Annotated in this window: 10 protein-coding genes; 1 reads left to right on the top strand and 9 read right to left on the bottom strand. The window is 41.1% G+C overall.

Annotated features, from left to right (window positions below):
* Positions 1-57 precede the first annotated feature (57 nt).
* The 4 genes from putA to IEY40_RS13895 form a co-directional block, all read right to left on the bottom strand.
* The gene (putA, locus tag IEY40_RS13880; protein ID WP_188957181.1) at positions 58-3,252 is read right to left on the bottom strand and encodes a bifunctional proline dehydrogenase/L-glutamate gamma-semialdehyde dehydrogenase PutA; all 3,195 of its coding nucleotides are present in this window, start codon (positions 3,250-3,252) and stop codon (positions 58-60) included.
* 380 nt (positions 3,253-3,632) lie between these two features.
* A complete protein-coding gene (locus IEY40_RS13885) occupies positions 3,633-4,214 on the bottom strand; it encodes a TIGR04211 family SH3 domain-containing protein (protein ID WP_188957182.1) in 582 nt (193 codons plus the stop codon).
* A gap of 141 nt (positions 4,215-4,355) precedes the next feature.
* Positions 4,356-5,624, bottom strand: a complete 1,269-nt coding sequence (locus IEY40_RS13890) for an inorganic phosphate transporter (protein ID WP_188957184.1) — start codon at positions 5,622-5,624, stop codon at positions 4,356-4,358.
* A gap of 24 nt (positions 5,625-5,648) precedes the next feature.
* The gene (locus tag IEY40_RS13895; RefSeq protein ID WP_188957186.1) at positions 5,649-6,329 is read right to left on the bottom strand and encodes a TIGR00153 family protein; all 681 of its coding nucleotides are present in this window, start codon (positions 6,327-6,329) and stop codon (positions 5,649-5,651) included.
* 238 nt (positions 6,330-6,567) lie between these two features.
* On the opposite strand from IEY40_RS13895, the gene IEY40_RS13900 reads away from it, so the two are divergent.
* Positions 6,568-7,560 carry a CYTH domain-containing protein gene (locus tag IEY40_RS13900; RefSeq protein ID WP_188957188.1) on the top strand — a complete coding sequence of 331 codons (993 nt, stop codon included), beginning with the start codon at positions 6,568-6,570 and terminating at the stop codon, positions 7,558-7,560.
* Positions 7,561-7,649: 89 nt separating this feature from the next.
* Here IEY40_RS13900 and katB read toward each other — a convergent pair whose 3' ends face one another.
* From katB to IEY40_RS13925, 5 genes are all read right to left on the bottom strand, one after another.
* Complete coding sequence (gene katB, locus IEY40_RS13905; RefSeq protein ID WP_188957189.1) at positions 7,650-9,107, bottom strand: catalase KatB; 1,458 nt, start codon at positions 9,105-9,107, stop codon at positions 7,650-7,652.
* A 281-nt stretch (positions 9,108-9,388) separates the two neighbouring features.
* Positions 9,389-9,631, bottom strand: coding sequence for a YgjV family protein (locus IEY40_RS13910; RefSeq protein WP_188957191.1), 243 nt, complete (start codon positions 9,629-9,631; stop codon positions 9,389-9,391).
* Between the two features lie 186 nt (positions 9,632-9,817).
* The gene (locus tag IEY40_RS13915; RefSeq protein WP_188957193.1) at positions 9,818-10,255 is read right to left on the bottom strand and encodes a PaaI family thioesterase; all 438 of its coding nucleotides are present in this window, start codon (positions 10,253-10,255) and stop codon (positions 9,818-9,820) included.
* A 171-nt stretch (positions 10,256-10,426) separates the two neighbouring features.
* Positions 10,427-11,095 carry a helix-turn-helix transcriptional regulator gene (locus IEY40_RS13920; protein WP_188957195.1) on the bottom strand — a complete coding sequence of 223 codons (669 nt, stop codon included), beginning with the start codon at positions 11,093-11,095 and terminating at the stop codon, positions 10,427-10,429.
* Positions 11,096-11,508: 413 nt separating this feature from the next.
* Positions 11,509-12,129: a DUF2238 domain-containing protein gene (locus IEY40_RS13925; RefSeq protein ID WP_188957197.1), complete on the bottom strand. Its 621-nt coding sequence runs from the start codon at positions 12,127-12,129 to the stop codon at positions 11,509-11,511.
* Positions 12,130-12,314: the final 185 nt, after the last annotated feature.

Below are 12,314 nucleotides of genomic sequence, written 5' to 3' on the forward strand. Positions count from 1 at the left end.
TAGTGGGCTAATAAGGCAAAATCTTTTACTCGCGATTACTGTAAAATGTAGTAATACTTACTCTTCAGCATCACCTAAAGACAATAAAGTCGCGTTTCCACCAATAGCGGTAATATTATTAGTGCGAGTCTTTTCTGTCACAAAGCGAGTTAAGTAGTGTGGGCCACCCGCTTTAGGGCCTGTGCCTGACAAACCTTGGCCACCAAATGGTTGCACGCCGACCACGGCTCCAATTTGGTTACGGTTAATGTATACGTTACCTACATTAACTTTGTCTGCTAAAGACAACGCATGACCTTCATTACGGCTGTGGATCCCTAAGGTTAAACCAAAACCTGTACTGTTGATTTCATCAATCACTTTAGCAAGATCTGCGGCCTTGTAACGAATAACATGCAAAATTGGTCCAAAATGTTCTTTTTCAAGTAACTTAATAGAGTTTATTTCTACTGCAGTAGGTGCAACAAAGTGGCCGTTTTCAGTCCCAGCGGGTAAATCAAGTTTATTGATCAACTTACCCACTTGGCTAATGTGATCAATATGCGCATTTAAATTTGCTTTAGCTGTGGCATCAATCACTGGACCCACATCAGTTTTCACTGAACTTGGGTTGCCAATCACTAATTGCTCCATGGCGCCTTTCATCACCTCAATGACGCGCTCAGCAATATCTTCTTGTAAAAATAATACTCGTAACGCAGAGCAACGCTGACCTGCACTGGTAAATGATGACGAAACCACGTCATTTACCACTTGCTCAGGTTGTGAGGTTGAGTCAACCACCATGGCATTTTGGCCGCCTGTTTCAGCAATTAATGGGATAATTGCACCATCACGGTTTGCCAAGGTACGGTTAATTAACTTAGCTGTACCCGTAGAGCCGGTAAAACATACCCCACCAATACGTTCATCTGCAGTAATAGCCGAACCAACCACAGCACCAGTACCCGGTAGGAACTGCAATACATCTGTTGGAATGCCTGCTTGGTGAGCTAACTGAACCGCACGGAAACCCACTAAACATGTTTGTTCCGCAGGTTTAGCAATAACGGTATTACCCGCGGCTAGCGCGGCAGAGACTTGGCCTAAGAAAATCGCTAATGGGAAGTTCCATGGGCTGATACATACAAAAATGCCGCGACCTTGTAAAAATAGCTCGTTTAACTCGCCTGTTGGGCCAGGAAGCAATTCTGGCTTAGCCATCATCTTCTTAGCTTGCACGGCATAATAACGGCAAAAATCTACGGCTTCACGTACTTCATCGATACCATCTTGAATGCTCTTACCTGCTTCGCGGGTACACAGTGCAATCAATTCTTCGCGGTTTTCTTCTAATAAGTCAGCTAACTTTTGTAATGCGTTAGCACGCGTTTCAACTGGTGTACGTGCCCAGCCAGCAAAAGCGGCATCAGCACCTGCAATGGCTTGCTCAATAGCATTGGCATCAGCAAAAGCCACTGAACCAACGGTTAGCGAAGTATCATATGGACTAACAACGGTTTGAACTTCACCTGTTAACGTTTTACCGTTTACTAATGGGCCTGCAGTCCATTGAGTATCGCTGTATTTATCCAGTGCAGCAAAAAATGGCTCTGATTCAGAAATAATGTTCATGTTTAATCCTTTAGAGTTCTTACGTTCTGCACCGAAAATATCAGCTGGTTGAACAATTTTATGGTTAGCTAACGACTTATAGCCCAATAATGTCACCAATGGGTGAACAACCAGGCTGTCGATTGGTGTATTTGGGTCAACTAATTTGTGAACAAATGAGGTGTTGGCACCGTTTTCAAGCAGACGACGCACAAGATACGGCAACAAATCTTTATGAGCACCAATTGGCGCATAAATACGTACCGCTTTAGCACCGCTTTCAGCCAACATTGTGTCGTAGAGCTCTTGGCCCATACCGTGCAAGCGTTGAAATTCATATATACGATCGCCTGCCATAGCATCAATGCTGGCAACTGTTTGTGCATTGTGAGTCGCAAACTGAGGATAAATAGCACCACGAGTAGTATCAGATAATAAATATCGAGCGCATGCTAAATACGATACATCGGTGCCAGCTTTACGGGTATATAATGGGTAGCCTGACTCGCCCGCTTGTTGTGCCCATTTAAGCTCACTGTCCCAATATGCCCCTTTTACTAAACGCAGTGGAATTTCATCGCCTTGATCTTTTGCTAAGCGAGTTAACCAACACAGCACCGGTAAACAACGCTTAGAATATGCTTGGACCACTATGCCTAATAAGCCCCAACCTTTGGCAGCTTCTGATTGATATAACTGCTTAAATAATTTGAGTGACAACTCGAGACGATCGACTTCTTCAGCATCAATTGAAATACCAATATTAAGTTCACGAGCTTGCACGATTAGCGTAATGACCGTGTCGTATAATTCGCTTAATACACGGTCTTCGTTAGCCACTTCATAACGAGGGTGCAATGCTGATAATTTGATTGAGATGGTGGGTCTTGGCGAGTCAGAGACATCATATTGCTGCGCACCTAAGTCACGAATAGCGTTGCTGTAATCGTTAAAATACTTTTGTGCATCACTTGCCGTCAGTGCCGCTTCACCTAGCATGTCATAGCTGTGGGTGTACCCTAACTTACGTTTAGCTTCACTATTTTTAAGTGCTTCTTTAACGTCTTGACCTAATACAAACTGCTTGCCCATGATCTTCATTGCTGCCAGCATCGCCTGGCGGATCATCGGTTCACCGACGCGATTCACTAGACGTTTAAGCAGGTTACTCGGCGAGCCATCAATGTTACGGTCTAATTTTACAATCCGACCCGTTAACATTAAGCCCCATGTAGAAGCATTAACCAGTAATGAGTCACTCTTATTTAAATGCTCATCCCACTTCGCACCCGACAATTTATCTTGGATTAAGGCATCAGCAGTGGCAGCGTCAGGAATACGTAATAACGCTTCAGCTAAGCACATTAAGATAATGCCTTCTTGAGTCTCTAGGCTGTATTGTTGCAAAAATGCATCAATACCGACCATAAGACCTTTTTTCTCAAACTGACGCACTTTGCTCACAAGCTCATGGGCACGACGAGTAACTTGCTCAATGTCTTGCTCAGACGAAGGTACAAGTTTAATTAATTCAGACAGATATTGTTCTTCATCGACAATGTAATTGTTAGTCACTGCAGTAAACAGCTCATCAAGGGTGGCATTGTCGTAGCGGCCGTCTAGTACTTCACTCGCTTTGAACATAGTATTCGCTTCCATCAGGTCAGGTTAAGGATGGTTATTATGGTTGTTGAATGGACACTGTATTCACGAATATTTTATTTTGTATACAATGTACGATCTGATTTTTGGCGATTATACATTCAAAATGTGAACTTGGACACTATAGTTAGAACCTTGATGTTGAATGTTTGATTAGCACTATTGAATTAATAAAAAATTTAAGGTCGAACAACCTTACCTGCAGACATTAAAAAATATAATCGCATGATTAATAATGCTTTTAACAGTAAGTGCTAAAATAGGAATAGATGAATTAATTTCATCAAAAAAGACAAAATAAAAAGGCCAACGTTTTAATTGTTGGCCTTTAAAGTCGAATATTTCATCGCTAACGGTTTAATCACCGTTATTTGAATTTACATCCAGCGGTTTTTCTGACGACGTTGTGGACGAGGTAAGTAAACCAAAATAATACCAATTAATGCGCCTAAACCACCAATCAATCCGCCTTGTTGCCATAATTCATAGCGTTGATCATCAGCCGCTTGTGAAATTTTAGATTGGGCTTCATCACGCTGTTTAATTGCCAATGCTAATGAGGTGGTCAACTCCGCGACTTTCTCATTCGCTAGGTTCAAATATTCTTCGGTATTATCTGTGCTCAACGACTCTTTATTCAGTTGTTCGTTCGCCTGTCTTAATTGCGCTTCCATATCAGGAAAACGTACGCGATAGCTAGGCTTGTCGGTGACTAAACTAGTTAATACCCAACCTTCACGACCTTTATGATCGATAATTTGGGTAAAGTCGCCTTCGGTATTATCCAGTAATGTAATTGGTTGCCCTGCTTCTACGCTACCAATAATTCGAAACTCCTTTCCTGGTCCACCATGGAGGTAGGTGAACACATCATCAGAGATATAATCAGGTTCAGCTGGCGCAGCAAAAACACCACTTGGCGCAAGCACTAAAATAAAGATTGAAAGCAGTCTTAACACGAGTAATTATCCAAACGTTGTAAACTTGTTGTCATGCTATTTATTAAATGCCCTGAATGCAAGAAGGAAGTCATATGACTTCCTTCTTAAATGCATTTAAACATTCATATTTTTACAAATGTGCGCGGTTCGATAGTTAAATTAACTAAAGATACCTTTGATAATGTAAAAGAACACTATCGATAATGCAGCGCCTGCAGGCAAGGTTACAACCCAAGACACAACAATATTACGCACTACACCGATGTTAATCGCCGCAATACCACGAGCCATTCCCACACCTAATACTGCGCCCACTAAGGTTTGAGTAGTAGAGATAGGTAAACCAGTGCCAGAAGCAAGTACCACAGTTGATGCTGCTGCTAATTCAGCGGCAAAACCACGACTAGGCGTTAAGTGAGTAATGTTTTTACCGATAGTTTGCATTACGCGCTGACCAAAAATAGCCAAACCTAATACAATACCCACAGCCCCTAATGGTAAAATCCACCAGTTTAAGACAGCTTTAGAGCCAATCACGCCACCACTTTCAACGATAGACACTACCGCAGCTAATGGGCCAATCGCATTTGCAACATCGTTTGAACCGTGAGCGAATGCCATACAACAGGCGGTAACGACCATTAAAATAGCGAATACTTTCTCTACGTTGCCATATTGGGTTTTTAAATCCGCTTTTTCGCTCATTTTTAAGCGGCCAATAGCGACTTTACCAATAAGACCAACAATTACGGCAACCACTATCGCTAACATATATGCTTCAGTGGTAGAGAAATGCAAACCAACGTGTTTTAAGCCTTTGGTAATTGTCACTAGTGACATTACAAAGCCAGCAATCGCCATGTAAAAAGGCACATAACGTTTAGCGCTGCTTAATGGGTCATCTGTATTGAAAATCAGCTTTTGTACGCTTTGGAAAATAATAAACGCAATAAAACCTGAAATTGCAGGAGTCACCACCCATGAACCAACGATTCCACCGACTGCTCCCCATGAAACAGAGTCAATGTTCACACCGACTGCAGCAAAACCAACAATCGCACCAATAATAGAATGTGTTGTTGATACAGGCCAGCCTAGTGCAGAAGCAACAACTAACCAGATGCCAGCAGCAAGTAATGAACCTATCATACCGTAGACTAATAACTCAGGCGTTTCAGTGAAGAAACTCGCGTCAATAATCCCCTTACGGATAGTGCTGGTGACTTCTCCACCAGCTAAAAAAGCACCGGCGAATTCAAAGATCATTGCAATAATGATGGCTTGTTTAATAGTAATGGCGTTAGAACCTACTGAGGTTCCCATGGCATTGGCTACGTCGTTTGCGCCGATACCCCATGCCATCAAAAATCCAAATGTTGCCGCAAGCATAATAAGCATTGGGCCATTGGTGACTAATACATCAACCATGTTGTTTCCTTGATAACCTTGTGATTAATTACGAGCTAACATTAGCTCTAGGCGGGAACCGACACGCTCAGCAATATCTGCTAAACCTCCAACCCATTCGATAATTTTATACATGAACATCACATCAATAGGATTCAAACCATCTTCTAATGCGTACAACTGACGACGCACTTGAATTTGTAAATCATCAGAATCTTCTTCGATAATATCGAGTTCATTGATCATTTTGGCAACCAACTCAACTTCACGACCACGGAAACCGGTTTCGAGTAAATCGTCGAGCTCGTTAATAGCTTGCTTAGCTAAAGACACGGCATCTAAACAACGTTTAAGATAGGCACCGAAAGCAGCTTGGACAGGCTGAGGAAGGACTAATTGACGGCCGATAATACGACCAGAGATATCTTTTGCCGTGTTTGCAATCTTGTCTTGTTGAGTTAATAACTCAAGCAAGTCAGTTCGCTCAACTGGCATGAACAATCCACCGGGTAATGTGAGGCGGATCTCGCGCTTAAGTGAATCAGCATCTTTTTCCAACAAACTAATCTGTTTGCGGATCTTTATCGCTTCATCCCAGTCGCCTGAAATAGTTGCGTCAAAGAACGGAACAAGAAGTAATGCACACTCGTTTACTTTGTCAATATGCAGTTCTAAAGGCTTAAGAGGTGATTTTGCAAACACACCTAAAATAGAGTTTACTGGCATTGCCGTTTACCTATTTAATTAATTCCAGTTTGGAAAAAGCGGGCGCATGTTAACCCAAGCGTCCGCATAATGAAACTGTGTTTTTTAATTTTGTAACACACAGCTTCTCAGTTATCGTTGCTCATTATATATGATGCGAGCAAGGCTATCCTAAGATATTTTTATTACAACAATATGACATTATGAACATATTATGACGCATTAATGAACATTTGATTACAGTTAAGGCTAAAAGTAAATGGACACTGAAATAGAGTTGAAACTCTTCATTCAACAACAAGATCATGATTTATTAAAAAAAATATTGAATGAACTACCTCATTCATCTCCCCAAGGGTCAAAAAAACTGTCTAATGGATATTTTGATACAACAGATTTACAACTGCGTCGTTGGGATATGGGGTTACGTGTAAGAGGCTTTGATGATCAACTCGAACAGACCATAAAAACAGCAGGTAGTGTTGTAGGAGGCATCCATTCACGTCCAGAATATAATGTCAGAATTATTCAAAAAGTGCCGGACCTATCACTTTTCCCGCATAAAATTTGGCCAGACGAACAAAATATAGCCGCTATCAATTCTGCACTTGAATGTATCTTTGAAACAAACTTCAACCGTCAAACATGGCACATTAATGTTGATGGCAGTATCGTTGAAGTTGCTTTAGATATTGGTGAAATTATTGCAAATGGCAAAATTGAACCAATTTGCGAACTGGAGTTTGAATTACTCTCTGGGCATGCTTCAGCGTTGTTACCACTCGCCATTGCTGTTGCCCAATCCGTGCCTCTTCGTCTAGGTAAAGCCAGTAAGGCGCAGCGCGGTTATCAACTAGCCGGAAAATCCAAACCCGTCGAGACAACGCCTTTAGACGATATTCAACTAGCCTCAAACGACAGTAATACCCACTCAGTTCAAGCCCTTGCAATGGGATTGGAACGATGGCAATTAATTGAACAACGTTTAGCGGTTACCTCAAAAGAACAACAAGCTTTATTATGGATACAGTTAATTGAATGTATTGAGTTTCTCAAGCGCACAATGTCATTATATGTAGAGGAAAGTCACCCGCTACATACATTATTTACTCATCTCATAAAGTCGTTATCACAAGATAAAAGCACTATGGATACAAGACCGATTGAACAACTTTCACTCTTGTGGCGACAGCCGCAATACGGACAATTACAATTGGCATTAGTTGATAAATTAATGAAGTTACAAAAATAAAATGTCACGCTAAATCATGATAAAAAACAGGAAGGCACGCCTTCCTGTTTTTATTAGTATTATATAAAATCTACTACCGTAGACTGATGTTAACTTAAAGCCTGTTTAACTCGTAATCCATAATCCGCATCTGCTTGGGTGAAATGGTCAACCATGGTTTGTTGAACCGCTAACGTTGTTTGACGTAATGAACCTGCAATAGTGTCAACTAAACGCACTTTCTCTTCTTCACTGAATAGTCGATATAAGTTACCTGCTTGGGTAAAGTCGTCTTGGTTATAACGACTATATCGTGCAGCTTCCCCGTCTAAACGTAATGGTGGTTCGGCAAAATCAACCACTTCATTTAATGGCGCTTGAGTATTAGGCCCATAATTCACACTCGCGTCACCACCAGTTTGACTCCCTTGATAAGGGCACTGTGTCCCCGCCATAGCACCAGCACGTTGATGATGATTTGCTTTGGCTGCATGTGGGCAATTAACCGGCAACTGATTGTAGTTAGTACCAATGCGGTATCGTTGAGCATCAGCATACGAAAATAATCTCGCCTGCAACATTTTGTCTGGCGATGCCCCTACTCCTGGCACTAAGTTACTTGGTGCTAATGCCACCTGCTCTACTTCAGCAAAATAGTTTTGCGGTAAACGATTTAGCTCAAGTACACCCACTTCAATGAGTGGATAGTCGCTGTGCGGCCACACTTTAGTTAAATCAAACGGGTTGATGGCATAGGTGTTTGCATCGGCCTCTGGCATAATTTGTACGTTGACGGTCCAACGTGGGAAGTTAGCATCGTTAATGGCCACCATCATGTCGCGCTGTGATGAATCAGGATCAATCCCTTTTAAGATATCCGCTTGCTCACCCGTTAAGTTCACCACACCTTGTTGCGACTTAAAGTGAAACTTAACCCAAAAACGTTCGCCTTTGGCATTCCAGAACGAAAATGTATGCGAACCATAACCGTGCATTTGACGATAGTTAGCCGGGATACCACGGTCTGACATCAAAATAGTCACTTGGTGCATCGACTCTGGATTTAACGCCCAAAAGTCCCACATGGCTTGTGGATCTTTTAAATTGGTTTGTGGGTGGCGTTTTTGAGTATGGATAAAATCAGGAAACTTAATACCATCACGAATAAAAAACGTTGGGGTGTTATTGCCAACAATATCGTGATTACCACGTGCGGTATAAAAACGTAATCCAAATCCGCGTGGATCGCGCTCAGCATCAGCCGACCCCATTTCACCGCCTACTGTCGAGAAACGGACAAATGTTTCAGTCTGCTTACCGACACCGTTAAAATGGTCGGCAATAGTATATTCGCTTAAATCTTTGGTTAAAGTAAATGTGCCGTATACACCGGTCCCTTTTGCATGCACAACACGCTCAGGAATACGTTCGCGGTTAAAGTGGGCAAGCTTTTCAATTAAATGCCAATCTTGTAAAAGTAGCGGCCCACGCTCACCAGCCGACAAAGAGTTTTGATCGTCTGCTACTGGAGCACCATTTTGACTTGTTAAATAGTTAGCTTGATTCATGTTTTGCTCCTATGCGTGGTCTGTTAGCCACTGCTCAATTATGTCGTAAACTGTTGCCATGATGATTTTCCTTACTCAACTCATCAATCGATGGAGTGATAATATAACCCCGTAGCAATTAGTTAAAACGATTAAAATAGATAGCCTCAATCGATTTAAAAGCATAGATAGCAATGTTGACATTGAAAAAAACGATTAAGAAGTCATGATGTGTATATTGCGGGCAATAAAAAAGCCAAAATCTGCATTTTGGCTTTATCAAACGAATATGTCGTTATTGTTTACTGATTGGTTGAGGCCGGTTCACGATATAACTTAACGAGGTAGTAAACATCAATGAGTACAATAAAAAAATTGACTAGTGCCACGGGGATAGCGTCAATCGCTAAACCATAAGCGACAAATAAAGCTGCACCAATCAAATTCCACCAGCGTAGCTTTTTAATGTCAGACATCATCAATGAAATGGCGACCACAACAGAAGCTAAGTAACCGACCCATTCCCAGATATTAATACTGTCCATGAATTATCCTTATAAAAGAGGTGATTATCACATTGGTAGGCCATTAAATTCATTGAAAGCGCTACATTCGTGATAGCTAATCAAGTAAAACACCTTGTAGCAATACTATAAAACCTATCAGACTAAAACTTTGATCTACAGTTGATTTTGCTAAAGTATAATGACGTTATTAACGTCTTATGTCGTTTATCTCTCAACTACGGCAGCTGTCATGCGTGAAATACAACATAGCTCACCCGCACTATTACGAATTAAGATTTCCCAAACCGAACTGCGTTTGCCTAAATGCACAGGTTTAGCTGTGGCTGTTAGTTCGCCATTGCGTGACGCCTTTAAATGGTTAGCGTTAATCTCCTGGCCGACACAATAATAACGCGTAAAGTCGACCACAAAGTTTGCTGCATAACTGGCAACAGTCTCAGCTAACGCTACATTTGCGCCACCATGTACGATCCCCAACGGATTATGCACAGATGGATTTGCTGGCATCGTCGCCACCATATAATCATCACCAATTTCAGTAATTTTAATGCCTAATGTTTGCATTAATGTGCCTTTTCCCTGCATCCCAGCATCTAAACGAGCACAATCCTCAAGGGTAACGTTGCTAAACCAAATACTCATAATTACAGTCCATTTTTATTGTTATCAATTTATTCGACTTTCAAAGTCGACTTGTTCATTTTACTTTTGTTTTTTTACTCTGACACTTACGTATAAATAATTCAAAGAAAAACAAACAAAATACAAAAAAGGAGCCGAAGCTCCTTAATGTCAGTCAATGTTACAATTCATTTAGCTCACTAATTCACAATGGCTTTGATAGGTTTGGGCCCATCGAAGTAATTCGACACGGTTACGAGACTCTGTCTTTCTAAAAATAGATGACACATGTGCCTTTACCGTATGCTCGCTTATACATAACCGCTGAGCGATTTCTTTATTACGCGCACCACTAGAAACCAATTGAATAATCGTTCGCTCACGATTAGTGAGTCGCTGCATCATGGCTTCGGTTTCTTCTGGCAATTCTGTATTGGTGTCGAGCTGCTTTACAAGGCGTCTAAATATTTTACTAATCAGTGGTCTGTCGTACCACAATTCATCAGACACCATTTTTCTTAGGCCAGTTAACATCAAGTCCATACGCTGGTCGCTATACAATAACCCGCGCACACCCAGTAATAATGCAGACTCTTGGTCTAATGACCCGCGTTCGACTTGATATAATGCAACAGGAACATGATTAACTAAACGCGATACTAGTAAAGGAATACCTTTTGCGTCTAGTGCTGCACCTTTTTGTGAAATGAGATAAAAGTTATTGGCATTTTTATCAAGTTCAAGCTCGGCCGCATGCTTGACAATACGGGTTTTCAAGCCGATTGATTCAGCTAGAATAGCTAAATGGCATGGTGCGGCGATTTGATGTAAAAACACCAACTCATCGATATTAGAACTCATCACTCTTCTCCCTGAAAAGCTAATTTTGCTCATGAATACTTGAGCACATCCTAAGCGACATTCTATACGTAAAAGAAACACGTTGACTAGCATTAAGCTTTAGGAAAGCAAACAATCTGTATTACACTTAATACTTTAGAGTAATAACCCTAAAGTGTTCATCACAATAGTTAAGCAGCTTATGGGCCCCCATAAGCTTAGTTAGATTAACATTACCAACTGAAGCTCAATTGTAAAAGCTCTTGTGATATAAGTTAATAATAGCCAATTTTTGCTAGTACAGAGGACTATTATGTCAATCTAAAGTATTAATAGGCCATTAGACTGACAATCGTTATCCTTTTACACTACTAAAGGCTCAAATTAGCAGCCGTTATGTTGCAATAACTGCAACTAACTTTCGATAAATTAAATCAAGTGACGGGTTGGCTTTGCGTCATAATGTGCTTAATTTGTTTATTGTGCAGTGGTGTCAAAACTAACAACGCTACAATGCCACCGATTAAAGCTAAAAACATATCCGACTGCGTGTCCCACACATAACCTTGGGTACCCAAAAATGCTTCGGCATTTTCGCCTGTGGCTGCTGCGACCCACCACTCAATAAGTTCATAAAAAGCCGAAAATGCTAATACAAAACAGACCGCTAAAAACTGACACCATGCGCCAATTTGCATTACCTGATTACGAATAAATATCTCACGAGCTAAAATAACCGGAATAAAACCTTGGGCGAAGTGACCCACTTTATCGTAGTTGTTTCGCTCACTTCCCATAACCTGCGCTAGCCAGTCAAACCAAGGTACTTCTGCGTAAGTAAATCTTGCGCCAACCAGTAACACGCAACAATGAACCAAAATGAGTCCATAAGCTAAAGACGTTAGCGGAAAACGTTTACGACTAAAAAATAGAATGGGTAAGGCAATTAAAGCCGGGATGGCTTCTAGCCACCATGTAAACATATCTTTGGGATCACTCACTGACCACAACAATACCAACAGGTAAATCGCTATCCATATTACGCGCATTTTCATCCTAAATTCCTCATCTGCGATATTGTTCTAAATTTAAAATATTACTTTAGCCATCTAGCCCTCCACAAGCTCTAAAAAAAGTGCTACTTTGGCATTGCGTCGGAAGTCCGCATTTATATCACAACTATAAGTATATGCATTAACACTAATAGTCTATGAATTAGCATAAGCACCATTTAATGATG

Source organism: Shewanella ulleungensis (assembly GCF_014648315.1).
Lineage (GTDB): Bacteria > Pseudomonadota > Gammaproteobacteria > Enterobacterales > Shewanellaceae > Shewanella > Shewanella ulleungensis.

What these genes read in the sequence shown, in the direction of transcription:
- putA (WP_188957181.1), bottom strand. Translation starts at nt 3,252, where the DNA reads ATGGAAGCGAATACTATGTTCAAAGCGAGTGAAGTACTAGACGGCCGC.
- IEY40_RS13890 (WP_188957184.1), bottom strand. Translation starts at nt 5,624, where the DNA reads ATGGTTGATGTATTAGTCACCAATGGCCCAATGCTTATTATGCTTGCG.
- IEY40_RS13895 (WP_188957186.1), bottom strand. Translation starts at nt 6,329, where the DNA reads ATGCCAGTAAACTCTATTTTAGGTGTGTTTGCAAAATCACCTCTTAAG.
- IEY40_RS13900 (WP_188957188.1), top strand. Translation starts at nt 6,568, where the DNA reads ATGGACACTGAAATAGAGTTGAAACTCTTCATTCAACAACAAGATCAT.
- katB (WP_188957189.1), bottom strand. Translation starts at nt 9,107, where the DNA reads ATGAATCAAGCTAACTATTTAACAAGTCAAAATGGTGCTCCAGTAGCA.
- IEY40_RS13910 (WP_188957191.1), bottom strand. Translation starts at nt 9,631, where the DNA reads ATGGACAGTATTAATATCTGGGAATGGGTCGGTTACTTAGCTTCTGTT.
- IEY40_RS13915 (WP_188957193.1), bottom strand. Translation starts at nt 10,255, where the DNA reads ATGAGTATTTGGTTTAGCAACGTTACCCTTGAGGATTGTGCTCGTTTA.
- IEY40_RS13920 (WP_188957195.1), bottom strand. Translation starts at nt 11,095, where the DNA reads ATGAGTTCTAATATCGATGAGTTGGTGTTTTTACATCAAATCGCCGCA.
- IEY40_RS13925 (WP_188957197.1), bottom strand. Translation starts at nt 12,129, where the DNA reads ATGAAAATGCGCGTAATATGGATAGCGATTTACCTGTTGGTATTGTTG.